The organism is Nocardioides sp. URHA0032 (assembly GCF_000620645.1).
Lineage (GTDB): Bacteria > Actinomycetota > Actinomycetes > Propionibacteriales > Nocardioidaceae > Nocardioides.
In genome coordinates this window covers 176,102-195,226 of the sequence record NZ_JIAV01000015.1, presented here as the reverse complement: position 1 = coordinate 195,226, position 19,125 = coordinate 176,102, and the positions used below count along the sequence as shown (strand labels likewise).

Below are 19,125 nucleotides of genomic sequence, written 5' to 3'. Positions count from 1 at the left end.
CGAGCACGCGGTTTTCCGACGCCGCGAGCCGCCCCGGCCCTAGGCTCCGGCTCATGAAGCGAGTGGTGGCATACCTGGTCGGTCTCGCGGTGCTGCTGCTCCTGCTCTTCGCGCCGGCCGCGTTCTACACCTGGAACGACGAGGGCGCCAGCGACGAGGACACCACGATCACGTCGTACGTCGCGACCTTCGACGTCGACGACCAGGGGGACATGGACGTCGTCGAGACGCTCACGGTCGACTTCCCGTCCGGCAAGCACGGCATCTTCCGGTACTTCGACAAGACCTACCAGAACGACTCCCACCTGCGCTTCGTCCCGCACGACGTCGAGGTCACCATGGACGGCGGGGACGTGCCGACCGAGGAGACCACGGTCCGTCACGACCGCTACCTCAACGTGCGGATCGGCGACCCCGACGCCACGGTCTCGCCCGGCGAGCACGTCTACGAGATCAGCTACGCCATCGACGGGGTCCTCACCGAGGGCTCCGGCGGCCACCAGACGCAGTTCTACTGGAACCTCGTGCCCGGCGGCTGGTTGCAGACCATCGAGCAGGCCGACCTCACCGTCACCCTCCCCACCGCGGCCCAGGACGTGCAGTGCGCGGTCGGCGCCGGCCAGACCGGTGGTTGCCGGGCGAAGGGCGAGGGCACCGAGACCCTCCACGTGCAGACCGGCGCCCTCGACCCGAACACGCCGGTGACGGTCAAGGCCGGCCTGGACATGGCGACCCCGCCGCCCGGCACGAAGGTGCCGTGGACGCCCCGGTTCGACCAGGTGCTCAGCACCAGCGTCGTCGCGCTGCTGGCGGTGCTCGTCTTCTCGGTGCTGGCCGGCCTGCTCGGCTACGTGCTGGCCCGGCGCGCCCGCGAGCGGAACCCGCAGTTCCCACTGATGTACGCCCCGCCCGAGGGCGTCGGGCCTGCGCAGGCGGCCTACCTCGTCAGCGAGGACGTCGACTCCGAGCAGTACGTCGCCACGCTGCTGTATGCCGCGGAGAAGGGCGCCATCGACCTGAACCGGTCGAACGAGACCTGGACGATCACCGACAAGAACGGCGCGGACGGCTGGTCCGGCCTCGACCCGGTGACCGGCAGCGTCGCCCACCTGCTCGGCGGGCCCGGCGAGTCCTTCAGCGCCACCCCGAAGGACGTCACCGCGGGGAAGCGGCTGAAGACCGAGATCGAGGACTTCGAGGAGAACACCCGGACCTGGGCGCGAAGCCAGGGCCTGATGGTCAAGAGCGGGCTGGGCGGGCGCGGCGGTCTCGTCCTCGGCGGCCTGCTCCTCGTCGTCGGCGCCATCGTCTGGTTCAACCCGTTCGAGATGACCCTGCTCGGGCTGATCCCCGGCCTGTTCGTGATCTTCGGCGCGAGCCTGGCGGCGACCGGCGCCGGCACCCGCCGCACCCGCGCCGGCCGGGAGGTCTGGTCGCGCGCCGGCGGCTTCCGCCGGATCCTGTCCACCCCGTCGGCCGAGGAACGCTTCGACTTCGCGGCCCGCAAGGACCTCTACACGGCCTACATCCCGTGGGCGGTCGCCTTCGGCTGTGCCGACGAGTGGGCCGAGAAGTACCGGGTCGAGATGGGCTCGGAGCCACCGGTCCCGTCGTACTTCCCCGGCTACTACGGCGCCGCCGCGGTCGGCACCGCCGTATCGTCGATGGTCAGCGACTTCAACTCCACCGTCAGCTCCGCGATCTCCTCCTACGAAGCCACCCAGAAGTCGTCGTCGTCCGGCGGCGGCGGTGGGTTCTCCGGCGGTGGCGGAGGCGGCGGCGGGGGCGGCGGCTCCTGGTGACCACCCGGCTCGTCCCACCCATCTGAGAGGTTCACATGCTCATCGCCATCATCGTCATCGTCGTGCTGCTCGTCGCCGTGGTCGGCTTCGTCATCGCCGGCTTCAACAAGCTGCGCACCAGCGACATCGGCGCCCAGGAGGCGCTGGGCGGCATCGACGTCCAGCTGACCCGGCGCGCCGACCTGATCCCGAACCTGGTCGAGACCGTCAAGGGGTACGCCGCGCACGAGAAGGGCGTCTTCGAGGAGGTCACGGCCGCGCGGGCCGGGGTCCAGGCCGCCGCGAAGGGCGACGACGTCCCGGCCAAGGCCGCCGCCGACGCCCGGCTCCAGGGCGCGCTGGTCAACCTGAACGCGGTCGCGGAGAACTACCCCGACCTCAAGGCGAACCAGAACTTCCTCGAGCTGCAGAGTCAGCTGGCCGAGACCGAGAACCAGATCTCGTTCGCCCGCCAGTACTACAACGACGCCGTCGCGACGCTGAACAAGCTGACCCAGACGATCCCCTGGATGCTGTTCACCGGCATCGCCAACGTGCACAAGCGCGACTTCTACGAGGCACCCGCCGGGCAGGAGAACGCCCCGCAGGTGCAGTTCTGAGCCGGGCGCCAGGTCGAGTAGCCGCGCCACCGACGAAGGAGGGCGCGACCGGCGTATCGACCGGGGGGCTGACACGCTCGCTGGCGCTCGCTGCTCGACCGGCGAGTGTGCTGGGTGTGCCGGCCGCGGGGGTGGGTACTCCCGCGACATGCACCTGCCACACCCCCGCGGGCCGCTGACCGAGGAGCTCCTCGGTGCTCTCCGGTCCGGGATCGACGACTTCTACGCCGTGCTCGCGGCGGCGCCCACGGCGACCGGCGAGGACGCCGCGCTCGCGCTGTGGGTGCTGCACGAGCTGCACTACCGCGGCTTCGGGGAGGTCCCCGAGCAGCTGGAGTGGGACCCGCAGCTGATCCGCGTGCGCCGGGTCCTCGAGCACGACCTCGAGAACCGGCTCCGGGACAGGTTCACCGCACCCGAGGGACTGTCCTTCGTGGAGGACGTCTTCGACTGGATCGACGGGCACGAGGGCCCCTCGCTGGCCCGGCACGTCCACCGCGACGCCGACCGCGAGCAGGTGCTCGAGCTGTTCCGCCTCCGCTCGCTGTACCACCTCAAGGAGGCCGACCCGACCGCCTGGGTGGTGCCGCGCCTGGGGGTGCGCGCCAAGGCCGCGCTCATGGAGCTCCAGTACGACGAGTACGGCGCCGGTGACCCGAACCGGCTCCACCACCACCTGTTCGCCGAGGGGATGCGGGCGAGCGGCCTCGAGCCGGCGTACGACGCCTATCTGCACCTGGTGCCGCTCGAGGTGCTCGAGCAGAACAACGCGCTGAGCATGTTCGGCCTGCACCGGCGCCTGCGCGGCGCCGCGCTCGGCCATCTCGCGGCGTTCGAGGCGACCAGCTCGCTGCCGTCGCGGCGGATGGCGCAGGGGCTGGAGCGGCTGGGGTTCCCGGCCGAGATGGTCGACTACTACGCCGAGCACGTCGAGGCGGACGCGGTGCACGAGCAGCTGGCCGTCCGGACGATCTGCGCCGCCCTGCTGGAGGAGGAGCCGGAGCTCGAGGAGGACCTGTGGTTCGGGGCCTTCACCTGCCTCGACCTCGAGGACCGGTTCGCCCGGACGATGCTCGCCCGGTGGGGCGTGGAGGAGGAGGTCGCGTGAGCGCCGCGGGAACGCACTTCGAGCACCCGGACGTCGTGGTCTGCCCCGGCGGTCCGATGCTGCTGCGCGGGAAGCACACCATCGAGGACGCCGACGGCGTGCCCCACGAGACGACGAGGCCGGTCACGGCGGTCTGCCGGTGCGACCGGTCGGCGTCGTTCCCCTGGTGCGACGGGACCCACAGGGTGCTGCCGGCCAAGCTCCGCCCTACGTGAGGTCGAGACGGACCAGCACGCCTCGGTCGCACCACCGGACCTCGGTGATCGTGAAGCCGCCACCGCGCAGGCGGGCCCGGAGCGCGTCGACCTGCTCCACCGTGCCCAGCTGGAGGAGCAGCGTCCCGGAGGGTGCCAGGTGTCGGCGCGCGACCTCGATGCAGGACCACGCGACGTCCAGGCCGTCCCTGCCGCCGTCGATCGCGACCACCGGGTCCTCCGGGTAGCGACCGACCTCCTCCCGTCGTACCCACGGCGGGTCCGCGACCACCAGCGCGAACCGCTCCGGGTCCTCGATCACCCGGTCCATCGGCCCCTCGCGTACCTCGACCCGGTCCGCGAGGCCGGCCTGCTCCGCGTTGTGCCGGGCCCACTCGCACGCGGCCGGGTTGAGGTCGACGCACACCAGCGGCCGGCCGGACCCGACGACGGTGAGCAGCCCGATCTGCCCGGCACCGGAGCACAGCTCGAGGACCGGGCCGGGTGGCGCGCTCGCGAGGATCTCCGCCGCCCACACCGACTGGGCCTCCGTCCACGGACGCGGCCGCAGCACGCGACCGTCGAACGCGATCCGGAGCGGACCGAAGCGCATCGTCTCCGCGGCGGAAAGGGTGGTCATGACCGGGTGGTACCCGCGTCGCGGAAAGTCACACGATGTCTCGGCATGGTCCTCGGTCGCGATCGGGCTGCTGCTCAGTCTCGATACGCCGGTCACGACCTCCTGCGTCGGTCGTGCGGCTACTCGACCTGGCTGCTGGCTCCCTGCCCTCGCAGGCTCGGGCCGGGGCAGCTCAGTCTCGGTACGCCGGTCACGACCTCCTGCGTCGGTCGTGCGGCTACTCGACCTGGCTGCTGGCTCCCTGCCCTCGCAGGCTCGGGCCGGGGCAGCTCAGTCTCGGTACGCCGGTCGCGAGCTCGTTCCTCGCTCGCGCGGCTACTCGACCTGGCTGCTGCTCCCGGCCCTCGCAGGCTCGGGCCGGGCAGCTCACTCAGGCCACGTGGATCGGACGGAACTGGACCGAGATCCGGGGCCCGGCGTGGGCGACCTTGGGCACCGCGTGCTCCCAGGTGCGCTGGCAGGAGCCGCCCATCACCAGCAGGTCGCCGTGCCCCATCTCGACGGAGATCGAGCCGCCGCCGAGCCGCGGCCGGAGCGCGAGCCGGCGCGGGTCGCCGAGGGAGACGATCGCGACCATCGTGTCCTGGGTCCGGCCGCGGCCGATCGTGTCGCCGTGCCAGGCGACGCTGTCGCGGCCGTCGCGGTAGTAGCAGCACCCGGCGGTCACGAACGGCTCGCCCAGCTCGGGCCGGTAGTACGCCGACAGGGCGCCCCGGGCCCGGCCGAGCGCGGGATGCGGGAGCGCCTCGCCGACGCCGTACGTGTGCAGCAGGCGGGGTACGTCGACCTCCCGGTCGTACATCTGCCGCCGCTCGGCCCGCCACGGGACGTCGCTGACGAGCGTGGCGAAGACCTCGTCCGCCTCGGGCAGCCAGGCCGGGCACACGTCGACCCAGGCGCCGCGCGTCAGGGTGCGGCGGGTGATCGCGTCGAACGTCGGTGCGTCGACGGCCGGTGCTTCGAACAGCGAGCCCTGGAAGTCCATGCATCGAGCATACGCCGGGATCGAACACGTGTTCGACCCCGTCAGGGTGAAATCAGGGACGGGACGGGACCATTTCCCGTGGCGTGAGGACCTGTTGCACGGGAGGCTTGGCCCCATGACCGAGGCTCCCCCCAGCTCGCCGCCGGCCGCGCGCGTCCGCAACCTCACCAAGACCTACGGCACCGGGCAGGCGCTGGTCCGCGCGCTGGACGACGTGACGCTCGACCTCGCGGCCGGCGAGTTCACCGCCGTGATGGGACCGAGCGGGTCGGGTAAGTCCACGCTGATGCACTGCTGCGCTGCCCTCGACACCGCCGATGCCGGCCAGGTGTTCATCGGCGACCAGGACATCACCCGGCTCAAGGACAAGGCGCTGACCCGGCTGCGGCGCGACGAGATCGGCTTCGTGTTCCAGTCCTACAACCTGGTCCCGACCCTGACTGCCGAGGAGAACATCAAGCTCCCGATGGCGATCGCCGGGCGGCACCCCGACCACGCCTGGTACGACGCGGTCGTCGACACCGTGGGCCTCGCGGACCGGCTCAGCCACAAGCCGAGCGAGCTCTCCGGTGGCCAGCAGCAGCGGGTCGCGGTGGCCCGGGCGCTGGCGAGCCGGCCCCGGATCGTGTTCGCCGACGAGCCGACCGGCAACCTCGACTCCCGCTCCGGCGCGGAGGTCCTGGAGCTGCTGCGCCGCAGCGTCGTCGACCACGGGCAGACCATCGTGATGGTCACCCACGACCCGGTCGCGGCGGCGTACACCGACCGCGTGGTGTTCCTCGCCGACGGCCGTGTCGTCGACGAGCTGCGCAGCCCGACCCGAGAGCAGGTCCTCGACGTCATGAATCGGATGGCCGAGCAGGCGCCCGAGCCGACGGCATGATCCGCGCCGCCCTCAAGAGCCTGCTCGGGTGCAAGGTGCGCCTGCTGATGAGCACGTTCGCCATCGTGCTCGGCGTCGCGTTCGTCGCCGGCACGCTGATCTTCTCCGACACCCTGAACCGCAGCTTCACGGCGCTCTTCGCCTCCACGGTCGGCGACGTCGTGGTCCGCCCCGAGGGCGGTACGACGGCCGACGGTGCGCCGTCCAGCGTCACGCTCCCCGCCAGTCTCCTCGACAAGCTCCGCGACGTCCCGGGCGCGGCCCGGGTAGACGGCAACGTCAGCGCGATCGGCGTCTTCGTCGTCAGCGACGACGGCAAGGTGGTCAGCGGCTTCGGCCCACCGGCGATCGGCGGCAACTGGTCCGACGCGCCGGCCGGCCACGGGCTCGAGGGCCTCGAGATCGTCGACGGTCACGAGCCTCACGGGCGAGGGGAGGTGGTCCTGGACGAGAGGACCGCCGAGCGGGCCGGGTACGCCGTCGGCGACACCGTCACGATCATCCCGTCCACGACGTCCGTGCCGGAGCCCGGCGAGACCCTCCAGCCGCCGACCCGGCTGCAACCCACGCTGGTCGGCATCGCCGGGTTCCCCGGCGGCGGGTCGCTCAACGGCGCGACGTACGCCGCGTTCGACACCCGGACCGCGCAGGACCTGTTCCTGGGCGGGCAGGACGTCTACACCGACGCGTGGGTGACCGCCGGCGACGGCGTCAGCCAAGGCGACCTGCGGGACGCGGTCGCGGCCGAGCTGCCCGACGGCACCGAGGCCGTCACCGGGGACGACGCGGCCGACGAGTCCGCCTCCGACCTGCTGAAGGCGATCTCGTTCCTCACCACGTTCCTGCTGATCTTCGCCGGCATCTCGCTGGTGGTGGGCGCGTTCCTGATCGTCAACACGTTCTCGATCCTGGTCGCCCAGCGCAGCCGGGAGCTCGCGCTGCTCCGCGCCCTCGGCGCCTCGAAGCGGCAGGTCACCTGGTCGGTGCAGCTGGAGGCCTTCGTGCTCGGGGTCGTCGGCTCGACCGTCGGCCTCGGCCTCGGTGTCCTGCTCGCGATGGGCATCCGCGCCCTGTTCGCGAACTTCGGCCTCGACCTGTCCGGGCAGCCGCTGATCTTCGCGCCGCGCACGTTCCTCGCGGCGTACGCCGTCGGCATCGTGGTCACCATGGCCGCCGCGTGGCTCCCAGCGCGGCGCACCGCCCGGATCGCCCCGGTCCAGGCGCTCCGCGACGACGTGGCCCTCCCGGAGTCGTCGCTGCGCCGCCGGTTCGTCGCCGGTGCGGTGCTGGTGGCGCTCGGGCTGGGGTGCCTGTGGTTCGGCCTGTTCGGCGACCTCCCGCACGGCGGCTGGCAGACCGGCGGCGGCATCCTCGCGATCCTGCTCGGCGTCGCGGCGGCGAGCCCGGTGATCTCGCGGCCGTTCCTGGCCGTCGCCCGGGCGGTGTACGCCCGGCTGTTCGGCACCGTCGGCCACCTGGCGGGACAGAACGCCCTGCGCAACCCGCGGCGGACCGCCGCCACCGCCTCCGCGCTGATGATCGGCCTCGCGCTCGCCTGCACGATGGCGATCGTCGGCGACTCCGCCAAGGCCAGCGTGGACCGGTCGATCGAGGAGAACTTCGTCGGCGACTACGTCGTCAGCAACGTGATCGGCTCGGAGTTCACCCCGGCCATCGGCGACCAGATGGAGCAGGTGGACGGCGTCCGGCGCGTGGTCCGCGAGCGGTTCAAGCAGGTCGAGCGGAACGGCGACCGGATGTCGGTGTCCGCGCTCGCCCCCGGCGACGTCGGCCCGCTCGAGCTCGACGTCAGCGACGGCGCGGCCGACGGGCTGGCCACCGGCTCGGTCCTGGTCCAGCGGTCCTGGGCCGACGACGAGGACCTCGGGGTCGGCGACCACGTCGACCTCGACGTGCCGGTCGGCGAGCGGACCTACCGGATCGCGGGGATCTTCGAGGACAACCCGATCGTGGTGGCGCCCGTGCTGATGACCCTCGACGACCTCAGCGCCGCGGGCTTCACCGAGAGCGACAACGTCCTCATCGTCTTCACCGACCACTCGGCCGGCATCCAGGACCGGCTCGACGCGGTCGTCGCCGACCTGCCGGTCGTGACCGTCAAGAACCAGGCCGAGTTCGCCCAGGAGCAGCGGGAGCCGATCGACCAGTTCGTGCTGATGATCTTCGCCCTCCTCGGCCTGGCGCTGGTGATCGCGGTGCTCGGGATCGTCAACACGCTCGCGCTGTCGGTCATCGAGCGCACCCGGGAGGTCGGCCTGCTGCGCGCGATCGGCGTCAGTCGACGGCAGCTGCGCTGGATGATCACCCTCGAGTCGGTCGTGATCGCCGTCCTCGGAGCCGTCCTGGGCGTGCTGCTGGGCATCGGCTTCGGCGTCGCCCTCATGTACGCCGTGCGCGACCAGGGGCTCGAGGTGATCAGCGTCCCGTACGGCCAGCTCGCCGTGTTCCTGGCGCTGGCGGTGGTCATCGGGGTGCTCGCGGCGGTCTTCCCGGCGCGCCGGGCCGCGCGTCTCGACGTACTGAGGGCGATCGCGACCGACTGACCGCGGGCGGGGCCGCCGCGCCGGCGGTTTCGCCGATCCGGGGACGAAACCGGGCTAGGCCACCTACATTTCCCCCTGTGGACGAGTTGCTGGTGACTGAGGGGCGTGCGCTCAAGCACGTCCAGGTGCGCGAATACGTGCGCACTCTCGTCACGGGGGCGGCACCCGGTTCACCTGCACCCAGCGAGCGTGAGCTGGTGCACCGCTTCGGGGTCGCCCGCATGACCGTGAGACAAGCCATGGATGCCCTCGTCGTCGAGGGCCTTCTCGAGCGGATCCCGGGGAGGGGCACGTTCGTCGCCCGCCCCCGTCGGGCCGCGAGCCGGCTGACGAGCTACACCGAGGAGATGGCGCGCCGCGGCCTGCTGGGCGAGTCACAGACCCTCCTGGCCCGCCGCGAGCAGGCCGGACCCGGTGTCGCCCGTGCGCTGAACGTGACCGAGGGCGACGCCGTCATCCACTGGCGGCGCCTGCGCCGCGCCGACGGCCAGCCGATGTGCGTCGAGGACGCCTACCTCAACGAGGTGCTGATCCCGGGCTTCCTGCAGAGCGGCATGCCGACCAGCCTGTACGACGCGCTCGAGTCGCGCGGCCTGCGGCCGACCTGGGCCGAGGACTCGGTGAACGCCGACGTCGCCGGCGACGAGGAGGCCAAGCTGCTCGAGATGGAGACGGGCGGCCCGGTGCTGCGGCACTCGCGTCGCGGGCTCTCGGGCGAGAAGGTCGTCGAGGTGTCGCGGACGGTGTACCGGGCGGACCGCTACACGATGTGGATCCAGGTGGGCTCGGAGGGATAGACCCTCACAGCCCGCCCAGGGGGGCGACGACGTCGCCGGTCTCCTCGCAGACCCACACCGGGTCGGGGCCGCCGAGGTCGGGCTGGATGTACAGCGCGTGCACGGGGGCGCGGTCACCGCAGTCCAGGCACAGCGGCCAGCGGCCGACGGTCTCGAACAGGGCGTCCTGGACGTCCTGGGCGACCAGCCCGGCGACGTACTGCGCACCCTCCGGCCACTGCTCCGCCCACCACTTGCGCTGGGACACCGCGTCCTCGAGCGCCGACACCGCCGGAGCGGTCGCCTGTTGACGGGCCTGCAGGTCGGCCAGCACGCGGGCGCGCGCGTCGAACAGCAGGGTGTTGTCCATCCCCCCATCATGCCCCTCGCCGGAAAGGCGACCGGGCCAGCGCGGCTCCGTCCGTGGCCCGGCCGGCGGACCTACGATGCCCGCATGGACACCTCGCTCCTCGAGGTCGCCGTCCTGGACCCGCGTGACGTCCCCGGCGCGCAGGAGGGCGGCGCCGACCGGCTGCACCTCGCGACACCGGAGGGCATGTCGCCCGAGCCCGCGACCGTGTCGGCCGCCTGCCGCGAGACCGACCTCCCGGTCTTCGTGGTGCTGCGCCTGAACGACACCTGGAGCACCACCGGGGGCGAGCTCACCCGGCTGGTCGGGCTGGCCGAGGACTACCTGGGATCCGGCGCCACCGGGGTGTCCTTCGAGTTCCTGGACGCCGACCTCGAGGTCGACGCCGAGGTGTGCGGCTACCTCGCCGGCCAGCTGCCGAACGTCCCGTGGACCTTCGGCCGGGCCGTCGACGACACCCTCGACCTGCGCCGCTCCTGGCGCCGGCTCGCGGACCTGCCCGACCTGGTCGCGGTCTGCTCGGCGGGCTCGCCGCGCGGCCTGGAGGCGGGGTACGACGAGCTCCTCGCGCTGGTCGCCGGCGACCCCCTGGTGGCCCGCACCCTGATGCCCGGCGGCGGCCTGGTCGCCGAGCAGGTGCCGTGGTTCGTCCGGGCCGGCGTCCGCCAGTTCCGGCTCGAGCGCCAGGCGCGCACCGGCGCGTCGTACCGGTCCTACGTCGACGCCGGCCTGGTCCGCTCGTGGCGGCTGCTGCTCGACGACGCGACGGAGCGCGCGCAGCGCACTGCCGGATGATCTACATCGACCCGCCGAACGCCGCCGGGCACGGCCGGCTCTGGTCGCACCTGGCCAGCGACGTGTCGTACGACGAGCTGCACGCGTTCGCCCGCGTGATCGGCATCCCCGAGCGCGGCTTCGACCGCGACCACTACGACGTGCCCGCCGAGTCGTACGACCAGGTGGTGGCCGCCGGCGCCACCGCAATCTCGTCCCGGGAGCTGGTGCGGCTGCTCAGCGAGGCCGGCCTCCGGCGTCGCAAGACCGGTAGTCCCTGACGAAAATGTCGTTCGCAGGCCGGTTGGAGGACATTTCGGGCAGGGACTACCCGACCAGCGCGCCGAGCTCCGCCGCCACGTTCGCCCGGGCGGTGACCTCCCAGGTGGCCCGGGCGTACGCGGTCTGGAACAGGTGCGGTTTGTCGAGCAGGTCCCGGAGGATCGCCGCACGGCCGGCCGCGAAGTCGGTGTCGGAGAGGTGCGCCCATTCGCGGCGCACCGAGGCGACGTACTCGTCGTACCGGTCCCGCGGCGCCGCCAGGATCGCCAGGTCGGCGTCGGAGAGCGTGCAGCCGTTGCGGTCGTCGTCGGCGGGGCGGTGGTGCTCGGTGACCAGCACCAGCCGGACCACCTCGGCCACGGTCGCCGGGTCGACGATCGTCGGCAGCGCCTCCGCGGCCCAGGCGGCCGAGCGCTTCTCCGCGTCCGGCTGGGCGTCGTACACGCTGTCGTGGAACCACGCCGCGAGCACGACCGCCATCCGGTCGAAGTCCTCGTCATGGCTCGCCAGCTCGTGGATCCGCTCCAGCACCTCCGCGAGGTGGCGGGAGTCGTGGTAGCCGCGGTCGGGGTGCGCGTACGACGCCACGAGCTGCGCGCCGAGCTCGCGGGCGCCGGGCAGCGGCCAGGCCGGCAGGAGGTCCACGACGGACATGGAAGCAGGGTCGGCACCCGGGGCGCTACGGTGTGCCAGACCAATAGAACGTGTTGCAGAAATCAGGGGGAACCGATGACCGCGAGCAAGGAGCGGATCCGCGAGGTCGTGGACGAGTACGTACGCCTGGTCGCGACCGGCACCGCCGCCGAGATCGCCGCGCTGTACGCCGAGGGTGCGACGGTCGAGGACCCGGTCGGGTCCGACGTGCTCACCGGCGCCGAGGCGATCACCGCCTTCTACTCCGGCCTCGAGGGCCTGGAGCAGAAGACCCGGCTGATCACGCTGCGGGTCGCGGGCGGGGGTGCGGCGTTCCACTTCGAGGTCCAGACGTTCGCGGACGGGGTCACCTACACCCTTGCGCCGTTCGACGTGATGGCCTTCGACGACGACGGGAAGATCACGTCGATGCGCGCCTACTGGGGCGACGACGACATGGTCATCGGTTAGGCCTCACAACCCGGCTTGGTCTGCGGAGACAGGCGATCGATGCCGAGGTCGCCGACAAAGCTGTGCTCGTTCTCGGTGACGTCGAAGTCGGCGTGCTCGGTCCTGACGTACTGGCAGCGGTTCGGCTCCGTCCCGAGATAGTCGGAATCGGGTCCGGGCTGCACGATGATGGTCACATCCGACTGCGTGTAGATGAGTCCGGTGACCTGGAAGTAGCCGTTCTGGTCAGTGGTGGCATCACCCAGCTCGCTCCCCGTGCTCGACCAGACCTGCACCCTCGCGCCCTGGAGGGTTCGACCGGTCTGGGATGCGTCGACGACATTGCCCTCGACCCAGGCCCCGTGCCGCGTGACGTTGAACTTGCCGGACGTGAAGCCGTTGGGCTTCACGTCGGCCTTCTGCACCGCGCCGGTCTTCGCGAGCCACGGACCCGCCCCCTTGAACTCGGCGTTGTAGCCCCCTGCGTACAACCCCTTGAACACGAAGGTGCCGTTGCCGGACGTCGCCGACCACCACTGGCCGGTCTGCTTGCTGGTCACGGTGAGGGTCGTCTTCTGCTTCAGGAGACCCTTCGGCGAGAAGAGGTAGACGGTCATCTGCCCCGCCCGTTTGGTGAGCGTGATGGTCATGTTCTTGGGCGAGCCCGGCTTCACCGCTCCAGCCCAGCTGCTCTTGCCCACCCAGGTCTTCGACCTGTCGAAGGTGAAGACGGAGTACTGGCCCTGCGGGAGACCGCCGATGGCGAACTGGCCCTTGCCGTTGGCCTGGGTGGAGAAGGACTGCTGGCCCTTGCTGGCCGCGACGATCGTGGCACCGCCCAGCGGCCTACCGTGGCCGTTCCTGGCTGTGCCGGTGATGACGGCGCCCGCCTGCATCGTCACGTTCCGGACAGTGAGGTCGTTCGGGCGAACCGTCACCTGGGTGTCGGTCGGCGCGTACTTCGTCACGTCGTACGCCGGCCGCTGATCGACGAACTGCAGGTGGTAGGTGCCGGCCGGAAGCGTCAGGGAGTAGCCGTGCGCTCCGGTGCCGAGCTTTCGTTGGCCGAGATAGGTCCAGTTCCTGTCGAACCACAGGAGCTTCAGACCCGGGCACTTCGAGTGCTTGGGCGGACAGGTGATGCCCCCGTTGACGATGCCCTTGTCGCCCGCGGCCTGCGCCGGCGTGCCGGCACCGGCGGCGGCCAGCGTCGCGACGAGCGCGACGAGCAGCACCAGGACGGCGCGGACGCGGCGAGCGGGGGAGCGCATGGGCCTCATCGTAGGGAGCCCCGTCCGGACCGCCGTGCAAGGAAGGTTCAGGCTTTCCTCAAGACGCGCTCGTCCCGGCCGGGAGTCATCGCCCACCGGATCGTCCCGGTGGCGAGCCCCCCGAGCACCCGCACCACGGTCCGCTCCGAGACCGGCAGCCAGGGCAGCCGCAGCGGCCGCCGGGTCCACCGCGGCATCAGGCCCACGGCGGCCGCGATGAGCACGCCGTACGGCGCCCGCGCGAGCAGTGGCAGGTCCGGGTGCAGCACCAGGTACGCGACCGCCTCGCGCGCCTCGGGCGTGCCGCGCAGCTCCGGCCGGTACGCCGCCAGCACCTCGGCCAGCTCCGCCTCGGTCGTCGGCGGGTCGACCACGCCGAGCCGGGCGGCGATCTCCGCGCTCTGGGCCACGTAGGTGTCCCGCTCGGCGCCGACGAGCGGCTCCACGCCGTACACGTCGTGCGCCCGCAGGAAGCTGTCCACCTCGGCCGCGTGCACCCAGCCCAGCAGGTGCGGGTCGCTTGCGGAGTACGTCGACCCGTCGGGCATCGTGCCGGTGACCCGGTCGTGGATGGCGCGCACGATCGCGACCGACTGCTCGGCGTCCTCGACGGTCCCGAACGTGGTGACCGCGATGAACCGGCTGGTGCGGGCCAGCCGCCCCCACATGTCGCCGCGGTAGCCGGAGTGCTCCGCGACGCCGCGCATCGCGGCCGGGTGGAGGGTCTGCAGCAGCACGGCGCGGATCCCGCCGATGAACATCGCCGCGTCGCCGTGCACCCGGGCGATCGGGCTGTCCGGCTCGAACCACCGCGGCCCGGGCGTGCCGTGGATCCGCTGGGCGTGCGCCGCGCCGTCCGGTCCCGCGACGCGCAGGAACAGCTGCTGGCCCAGCCTCTCTCGTACCGCCCTCACGCCACGACAGTACGTCGGGCCGCAACGGTCGAGCTGTGGACGCACACCCTCGACCTGGCTGTTGTTCCGGGTCCTCGCAGGCTCGGACCCGGGCAGCTCACGCGTCCCAGGTCCGGAGCCAGATGGCGTGCTCGGCCTCGGCGAGCTTGGCGAGGGCGTCGGAGGGCAGCGGGTCGAGCGTGTCGGTCACGACGTACCCCTGCTCGCCGCGCGTGGAGAGGTACTGCCCGGTGACGTTCGCGCCGGCGTCGGCCAGCACGCCGTTCACGCTGGCGAGCACGCCCGGGACGTTGACGTGCAGGAAGCCGATCCGGTGGCCGGCGGTGAGCTGCGGGGCCTGGACGGCGGGGACGTTGACGGAGAGCTCCGTGCGGCCCTCCAGCGCGAAGCCGCCGAGCTTGCCCGCCACGAAGTAGCCGATCTCCTCCTGGGCCTCCTGGGTGGAGCCGCCGACGTGCGGGGTGAGGATCACGTTGTCGAGGCCGCGCAGCGCGGACTCGAACGGGTCGCCCTGCGCCTTGGGCTCGACCGGGAAGACGTCGAGCGCGGCGCCGGCGATGTGGCCGGACAGGATGTTCTCGCGCAGCGCGACGTCGTCGACGACCATGCCGCGCGAGGCGTTGATGAACAGGCTCCGCGGCCGCATCCTGGCGAACTGCTCGGCGCCGAACATCCCGGCGTTGCCGGGCCTGCCGTCCACGTGGATGCTCACGACGTCGGCCTCGGCGAGCAGCTCGTCGAGGCTGGTCACCCGGCGGGCGTTGCCGTGCGCGAGCCGGTCCGCGGTGTCGAAGAAGATCACCCGCAGGCCCATCGCCTCGGCCAGGTTCGACAGCTGGGTCCCGATGTTGCCGTAGCCGACGATGCCGAGTGTGCGCCCGCGGATCTCGTGGCTGCCCTTGGCGGACTTGTCCCACACCCCGGCGTGCATCTTCTCGGTCTTCTCGGCCAGCCGCCGGGCCAGCACGATGATCTCGCCGATCACGAGCTCCACGACGCTGCGGGTGTTGGAGTACGGCGCGTTGAACACCGCGATGCCGCGCTCGGCGGCCGCGACCAGGTCGACCTGGTTGGTGCCGATGCAGAAGCAGCCGACCGCCAGCAGGTCCGAGGCCGCGTCGAGCACCCGCGGGGTCAGGTGGGTGTTGGACCGGATCCCGAGGAGCTGGACCCCGGGCAGCGCGCCGATCAGCTCGTCCTCGGACAGGGACCCGGTCCGCAGCTCCACGTCGAAGCCGCGCGCCTCGAGGATCTCGACGGCGACCGGGTGGATGTTCTCCAGCAACAACACCTTCACGGTCAGCCAGCCTAGGTCGGACCCGGCGTGCGGCCGAAACGCCGCCGAACGCTGGGACGCGGCGTCAGGGCCTCATCCAGTGCGGGTGGGTGTGGTCGCCCTTGCAGACGTACCGCCGGCCGCGGGCGTCCCAGCCGCTGTGGCCGTAGCTCGCCTGGGGGCAGAACGCGCCGCCGCGGATGCAGCTGCCGCTCGAGGTGCGCGTGCAGGGGTGGGTGAGCCGGAGGCTGACGTCGGTCGGCGGTGCCGCGTGCGCCGGCACCGAGACGAGGCCGGCGAGCACGATCGCGAGGGTCGCGACGAAGGTACGGATGCTCATACACCCAGGAGACACCGCTCTGCCGGCCGTCGTGGCGGAACCCGGAAACCGGCCGACGCCGGCGCGGACTGCAACCGGATCCGCGCGTGGCGCGTCGTACGTGCATCATCAGCAGGACGTGGAGGGCGGAGACCGGCATGATGCACGGCATGGGAGCACGCAGGCGCACCGGCGCCGTTCTGGTCGCGTTCGCCGCGGCCCTCACCACCATCCTGGCGCCGACGGCCTCGACGGTCGCCGCCACCGGGGGTGCCGCGGCCCCTGACCGGGCCACGGTGGCCGGTGACCGGGGGAGCTGGCAGGTCCAGTCCCTGGGCGGCGACCGGTATCAGGTCGCCTGGCGCTCACCGGGCCGGTTCCCGCTGAGCAGCGACAGGCCGACCATCGTCGGGCCGGCCGGGATGCTCCTCGGGGCCCCGACCATCGCCGCGGACGGGCGCACCGTCCAGGCGGTCGTCACCTCGGCGACCCGCCCCGACCCGGCGGACCTCGACGTGCTGCTCTCCGGCGACCGGCTGGACGACCCGGGCGACGACCGCGCCCGCGTCACCTCCCGGAGCACGCCGACGGGCAAGGCGCTCGACCTCCCGGGCACGGTCACACTCGCGGACGACCCCGCGAGCCCGGGCCCGTACGCCGTGGCCACCAGCGACTACCAGCTCGACCCGGTCAAGCTCGCCGGGATGCCCGAGCCGATCGAGATGGTCGGCCACGTCGTCGAGCCGGCGGCCGACGCCCCGACCGGCCCGCGACCGCTGGTGCTGTTCCTGCACGGCCGCCACAGCGTCTGCTACGACCCCGGCGACTCCGGCGACGAGGGCTCGTGGCCGTGCCAGCCGCCGATGAAGGAGATCCCGAGCCAGCTCGGGTACGACTACATCCAGCGGGTGCTGGCATCCCAGGGCTACGCGACCGTGTCGATCCGCGTGAACGGCATCAACGCACAGGACTACCGCCTCCCCGACGGTGGCGCCGACGCGCGCGCCCAGATCGTCGAGCGGCACCTCGACCACTGGGTCGGCCTCGCCGCCGACCACCAGGTCGACCTCAGCCGCGTGGTGCTCGTCGGGCACAGCCGCGGCGGCGAGGGCGTCGACCGGGCCTCGATCCAGATCCCGCTGACCGCGCCGTACCGCATCGTCGGCCAGGTGCTGATCGCGCCGACGAACTTCGGCACCCAGACCGCGCCGTTCGTCCCGACGGTGACGCTCCTGCCGTTCTGCGACGGCGACGTGAGCGACCTGCAGGGCCAGCGGTTCACCGACGTCTCCCGTGATCTCACGACGGGCGACACGTCCCTGAAGAGCTCGGTCCTGGTGATGGGCGCGAACCACAACTACTTCAACACCGAGTGGACGCCGGGCCTCGCCCAGGCGCCGGCCTGGGACGACTGGTACGGCGCGAAGCGCGACGAGTGCGGCACCAAGAACCCCGACCGTCTCACGCCGGCGGAGCAGCAGTCGGTCGGGACGGCGTACGTCGCCGGCGCGGTCCACCTGTTCGCGGACGACGACCAGGCCGTGCTGCCGCTGTTCGACGGCTCCCGCGCGACCGTGCCCTCGATCGGTGACGCCCAGGTCCTCAGCGAGGCGGTCGGGGGCGGCCGCGACGTGCGCACCCCAGGTGGCACGGCCCCGCTCGACCTCGCCGACGGCGCGAGCACCCGGATGTGCCAGGGCGTCAACGACTCCACGAAGCGCTCGTCCTGCACCTACGGCATCGACTGGGCCGGGGTGCACCCGCACTGGCCGGAGCAGTACGAGCGGCTGGTGCCCCGCGAGTTCTTCGAGATGAGCTGGACGGCGGCGGGCCAGTCCGGCGGCATGGTCCTCGACGACCCCCTCGACCTGAGCACGAGCCGGCTCGCGCTGCGCACGATCGTGGACCCGGAAGCGGGGGACGTCGACCTGCGGGCCCGGGTCACCGACGCGGACGGCGACGCCGCCGTACTGACCCCCGTCGGCGGCGGCACCCTGCCGGGGCTCGGCCAGGGCCTCGGCACCGAGAAGCTCTGGGCGCAGACCCTGATGGTCGACCCCTCCGGCGCGACCGGCGTCGACCTGACCCGCATCACCCAGGTCGACCTGGTCAGCGCAAGTGACGGCGGCCGCGTGTGGGTGGCCGACCTCGGCACGGCGCCGGCCGCGCTGGCCGACGTACCCGAGCAGCGGCTGCCGACCATCGACGTCGGCCGGGTCCGCATCCCCGAGGGCGACGGCCCGGGCACGGCCACCGCGCACCTGCCGTTCACGGTGAGCGGCGCGGTCACCCGCCCGGCCCGGTTCTCCGTGGTCACCGTCGGCCAGCAGGTCGGCGACATCCAGCGGTTCACGATCGACCTGGCGCCGGGGCAGACCTCGGGCAGCATCCCGATCAGCTACCAGGCCGACCGGCGCGACGACTTCGCGAAGCTGATCACGCAGGTCTCGACGTGGGCGGTGCGCAACATGATGACCGACGCGTACGTCGGCGACCTCACCGTCCTCGACGACGACCCGACGCCGCGGATCACCGTCCGCCCGGTCGAGCGGACGGTCGCCGAGGGCGATCGCGCGGAGTGGCAGGTCACGCTCTCGCGGCCGGTCGACTACGACCTGTTCGTCACCGGCCGGGTGGTTCGCGGACCGGCGCCGAACGCGGCGGCGGGCGACGTGTCCCGCACCTGGCTCCGCTCGCACCTCGGCGAGGACCTCGACCTCACCAAGCCGCTGTGGTCCTACCACCCCTACGTGTTCGACGAGCTCAAGGCCGGCCGGACCCAGGTCGCGCTCCGGATCCCGACCCGCAAGGACGCCGTGGCCGAGGGCCGCGAGGCCCTGACGCTCAAGCTCAAGCTGGGCAGGTCGCGGTTCGAGCGGACGGTCTTCGTCAGAGGCTGAGGAGGATCGCTCCGACGACGATCAGGAGCACGAACAGCATCGTCACCACGAACACCCAGAGCCCCGGGCGCTGCTGGTGGGCCAGCCCGATCCGTCCCCGCGAGAACTGGTGCCACGGGGGCGCGTAGAAGACGTCCACGGCCTGCCCCTCGGCGACGTCGACGTCGAGCTCGGCCTGGCCGTACTCGCGCAGCCACTGGCAGCGGGCGTCGACGTGCCAGCGGCCGGGCGGGACCGGGTGCGTCGACTCGCCGTACCCGGCGTGCACGGGGTAGCCGTTGAACCTGATCGCGGGCCGGATCATGTTGCTCGTCAGGGAGTTGCCCGCGACGGTCAGCCGGATCCACCCCGTCGGCTGCGGCGCCTGCTGCTGGGACATGCGCGC

General features: G+C 72.3%; 20 protein-coding genes. 11 read left to right on the top strand and 9 right to left on the bottom strand.

Annotation, left to right across the window (positions count from 1 at the left end; translation table 11 throughout):
• Nucleotides 1-53 precede the first annotated feature (53 nt).
• From N538_RS0105400 to N538_RS0105385, 4 genes are all read left to right on the top strand, one after another.
• Nucleotides 54-1,802: a DUF2207 domain-containing protein gene (locus N538_RS0105400; protein WP_028636460.1), complete on the top strand. Its 1,749-nt coding sequence runs from the start codon at nt 54-56 to the stop codon at nt 1,800-1,802.
• A gap of 35 nt (nt 1,803-1,837) precedes the next feature.
• Complete coding sequence (locus tag N538_RS0105395; RefSeq protein WP_028636459.1) at nt 1,838-2,401, top strand: LemA family protein; 564 nt, start codon at nt 1,838-1,840, stop codon at nt 2,399-2,401.
• 148 nt (nt 2,402-2,549) lie between these two features.
• Nucleotides 2,550-3,509 (top strand): iron-containing redox enzyme family protein, encoded by a 960-nt coding sequence (locus tag N538_RS0105390; RefSeq protein ID WP_028636458.1) that lies wholly within the window; start codon nt 2,550-2,552, stop codon nt 3,507-3,509.
• Nucleotides 3,506-3,724 carry a CDGSH iron-sulfur domain-containing protein gene (locus N538_RS0105385; RefSeq protein WP_028636457.1) on the top strand — a complete coding sequence of 73 codons (219 nt, stop codon included), beginning with the start codon at nt 3,506-3,508 and terminating at the stop codon, nt 3,722-3,724. The genes N538_RS0105390 and N538_RS0105385 overlap by 4 nt, the downstream gene beginning before the upstream one ends.
• On the opposite strand, the gene N538_RS0105380 is transcribed toward N538_RS0105385, so the two are convergent.
• Together N538_RS0105380 and N538_RS0105375 are read right to left on the bottom strand one after the other, a co-directional pair.
• Nucleotides 3,717-4,343 carry a methyltransferase gene (locus N538_RS0105380; RefSeq protein ID WP_028636456.1) on the bottom strand — a complete coding sequence of 209 codons (627 nt, stop codon included), beginning with the start codon at nt 4,341-4,343 and terminating at the stop codon, nt 3,717-3,719. The two genes, N538_RS0105385 and N538_RS0105380, sit on opposite strands and share 8 nt — an antisense overlap.
• 370 nt (nt 4,344-4,713) lie before the next feature.
• Nucleotides 4,714-5,328 (bottom strand): alpha-ketoglutarate-dependent dioxygenase AlkB, encoded by a 615-nt coding sequence (locus N538_RS0105375; RefSeq protein WP_028636455.1) that lies wholly within the window; start codon nt 5,326-5,328, stop codon nt 4,714-4,716.
• A 115-nt stretch (nt 5,329-5,443) separates the two neighbouring features.
• Between N538_RS0105375 and N538_RS23955 the strand changes: the two genes are divergently transcribed.
• From N538_RS23955 to N538_RS0105360, 3 genes are all read left to right on the top strand, one after another.
• Entirely contained in the window at nt 5,444-6,211 is a 768-nt protein-coding gene (locus tag N538_RS23955) for an ABC transporter ATP-binding protein (RefSeq protein WP_036569546.1), read from the top strand.
• Nucleotides 6,208-8,775, top strand: a complete 2,568-nt coding sequence (locus tag N538_RS0105365; RefSeq protein ID WP_028636454.1) for an ABC transporter permease — start codon at nt 6,208-6,210, stop codon at nt 8,773-8,775. The genes N538_RS23955 and N538_RS0105365 overlap by 4 nt, the downstream gene beginning before the upstream one ends.
• 92 nt (nt 8,776-8,867) lie before the next feature.
• Nucleotides 8,868-9,572: a GntR family transcriptional regulator gene (locus N538_RS0105360; RefSeq protein ID WP_231496143.1), complete on the top strand. Its 705-nt coding sequence runs from the start codon at nt 8,868-8,870 to the stop codon at nt 9,570-9,572.
• Between the two features lie 4 nt (nt 9,573-9,576).
• On the opposite strand, the gene N538_RS0105355 is transcribed toward N538_RS0105360, so the two are convergent.
• Nucleotides 9,577-9,921: a hypothetical protein gene (locus N538_RS0105355; protein WP_028636452.1), complete on the bottom strand. Its 345-nt coding sequence runs from the start codon at nt 9,919-9,921 to the stop codon at nt 9,577-9,579.
• An 84-nt stretch (nt 9,922-10,005) separates the two neighbouring features.
• Here N538_RS0105355 and N538_RS23950 point away from each other — a divergent pair, with 84 nt between their 5' ends.
• Complete coding sequence (locus tag N538_RS23950; RefSeq protein ID WP_036569543.1) at nt 10,006-10,716, top strand: copper homeostasis protein CutC; 711 nt, start codon at nt 10,006-10,008, stop codon at nt 10,714-10,716.
• On the top strand, nt 10,713-10,976 hold the full coding sequence (locus tag N538_RS0105345; protein WP_028636451.1) for a DUF4031 domain-containing protein: 264 nt from the start codon (nt 10,713-10,715) through the stop codon (nt 10,974-10,976). Before N538_RS23950 ends, N538_RS0105345 begins: the two co-directional genes overlap by 4 nt.
• A 46-nt stretch (nt 10,977-11,022) precedes the next feature.
• On the opposite strand, the gene N538_RS0105340 is transcribed toward N538_RS0105345, so the two are convergent.
• Nucleotides 11,023-11,631: an HD domain-containing protein gene (locus tag N538_RS0105340; RefSeq protein ID WP_231496142.1), complete on the bottom strand. Its 609-nt coding sequence runs from the start codon at nt 11,629-11,631 to the stop codon at nt 11,023-11,025.
• A gap of 75 nt (nt 11,632-11,706) precedes the next feature.
• Here N538_RS0105340 and N538_RS0105335 point away from each other — a divergent pair, with 75 nt between their 5' ends.
• A complete protein-coding gene (locus N538_RS0105335; protein ID WP_028636449.1) occupies nt 11,707-12,081 on the top strand; it encodes a nuclear transport factor 2 family protein in 375 nt (124 codons plus the stop codon).
• On the opposite strand, the gene N538_RS0105330 is transcribed toward N538_RS0105335, so the two are convergent.
• The 4 genes from N538_RS0105330 to N538_RS23945 form a co-directional block, all read right to left on the bottom strand.
• Nucleotides 12,078-13,331, bottom strand: coding sequence for an MSCRAMM family protein (locus N538_RS0105330; protein ID WP_028636448.1), 1,254 nt, complete (start codon nt 13,329-13,331; stop codon nt 12,078-12,080). The two genes, N538_RS0105335 and N538_RS0105330, sit on opposite strands and share 4 nt — an antisense overlap.
• Before the next feature lie 47 nt (nt 13,332-13,378).
• Nucleotides 13,379-14,245: an oxygenase MpaB family protein gene (locus N538_RS0105325; protein ID WP_028636447.1), complete on the bottom strand. Its 867-nt coding sequence runs from the start codon at nt 14,243-14,245 to the stop codon at nt 13,379-13,381.
• A gap of 97 nt (nt 14,246-14,342) precedes the next feature.
• Nucleotides 14,343-15,542, bottom strand: coding sequence for a phosphoglycerate dehydrogenase (serA, locus tag N538_RS0105320; protein WP_028636446.1), 1,200 nt, complete (start codon nt 15,540-15,542; stop codon nt 14,343-14,345).
• A 64-nt stretch (nt 15,543-15,606) separates the two neighbouring features.
• The gene (locus N538_RS23945; protein ID WP_036569541.1) at nt 15,607-15,861 is read right to left on the bottom strand and encodes a hypothetical protein; all 255 of its coding nucleotides are present in this window, start codon (nt 15,859-15,861) and stop codon (nt 15,607-15,609) included.
• Nucleotides 15,862-16,010: 149 nt separating this feature from the next.
• Between N538_RS23945 and N538_RS23940 the strand changes: the two genes are divergently transcribed.
• The gene (locus tag N538_RS23940) at nt 16,011-18,740 is read left to right on the top strand and encodes a hypothetical protein (RefSeq protein WP_155991972.1); all 2,730 of its coding nucleotides are present in this window, start codon (nt 16,011-16,013) and stop codon (nt 18,738-18,740) included.
• Here the strand turns inward: N538_RS23940 and N538_RS0105305 are convergent.
• A complete protein-coding gene (locus N538_RS0105305) occupies nt 18,730-19,119 on the bottom strand; it encodes a hypothetical protein (RefSeq protein ID WP_028636445.1) in 390 nt (129 codons plus the stop codon). The genes N538_RS23940 and N538_RS0105305 overlap by 11 nt on opposite strands.
• Between the last annotated feature and the right edge of the window lie 6 nt (nt 19,120-19,125).

What these genes read in the sequence shown, in the direction of transcription:
- N538_RS23940 (WP_155991972.1), top strand. Translation starts at nt 16,011, where the DNA reads ATGGGAGCACGCAGGCGCACCGGCGCCGTTCTGGTCGCGTTCGCCGCG.
- N538_RS0105375 (WP_028636455.1), bottom strand. Translation starts at nt 5,328, where the DNA reads ATGGACTTCCAGGGCTCGCTGTTCGAAGCACCGGCCGTCGACGCACCG.
- N538_RS23945 (WP_036569541.1), bottom strand. Translation starts at nt 15,861, where the DNA reads ATGAGCATCCGTACCTTCGTCGCGACCCTCGCGATCGTGCTCGCCGGC.
- N538_RS0105345 (WP_028636451.1), top strand. Translation starts at nt 10,713, where the DNA reads ATGATCTACATCGACCCGCCGAACGCCGCCGGGCACGGCCGGCTCTGG.
- N538_RS0105380 (WP_028636456.1), bottom strand. Translation starts at nt 4,343, where the DNA reads ATGACCACCCTTTCCGCCGCGGAGACGATGCGCTTCGGTCCGCTCCGG.
- N538_RS23955 (WP_036569546.1), top strand. Translation starts at nt 5,444, where the DNA reads ATGACCGAGGCTCCCCCCAGCTCGCCGCCGGCCGCGCGCGTCCGCAAC.
- N538_RS0105340 (WP_231496142.1), bottom strand. Translation starts at nt 11,631, where the DNA reads ATGTCCGTCGTGGACCTCCTGCCGGCCTGGCCGCTGCCCGGCGCCCGC.
- N538_RS0105335 (WP_028636449.1), top strand. Translation starts at nt 11,707, where the DNA reads ATGACCGCGAGCAAGGAGCGGATCCGCGAGGTCGTGGACGAGTACGTA.
- N538_RS0105305 (WP_028636445.1), bottom strand. Translation starts at nt 19,119, where the DNA reads ATGTCCCAGCAGCAGGCGCCGCAGCCGACGGGGTGGATCCGGCTGACC.
- N538_RS0105365 (WP_028636454.1), top strand. Translation starts at nt 6,208, where the DNA reads ATGATCCGCGCCGCCCTCAAGAGCCTGCTCGGGTGCAAGGTGCGCCTG.
- N538_RS23950 (WP_036569543.1), top strand. Translation starts at nt 10,006, where the DNA reads ATGGACACCTCGCTCCTCGAGGTCGCCGTCCTGGACCCGCGTGACGTC.
- N538_RS0105355 (WP_028636452.1), bottom strand. Translation starts at nt 9,921, where the DNA reads ATGGACAACACCCTGCTGTTCGACGCGCGCGCCCGCGTGCTGGCCGAC.
- N538_RS0105395 (WP_028636459.1), top strand. Translation starts at nt 1,838, where the DNA reads ATGCTCATCGCCATCATCGTCATCGTCGTGCTGCTCGTCGCCGTGGTC.
- N538_RS0105330 (WP_028636448.1), bottom strand. Translation starts at nt 13,331, where the DNA reads ATGCGCTCCCCCGCTCGCCGCGTCCGCGCCGTCCTGGTGCTGCTCGTC.
- N538_RS0105390 (WP_028636458.1), top strand. Translation starts at nt 2,550, where the DNA reads ATGCACCTGCCACACCCCCGCGGGCCGCTGACCGAGGAGCTCCTCGGT.
- N538_RS0105400 (WP_028636460.1), top strand. Translation starts at nt 54, where the DNA reads ATGAAGCGAGTGGTGGCATACCTGGTCGGTCTCGCGGTGCTGCTGCTC.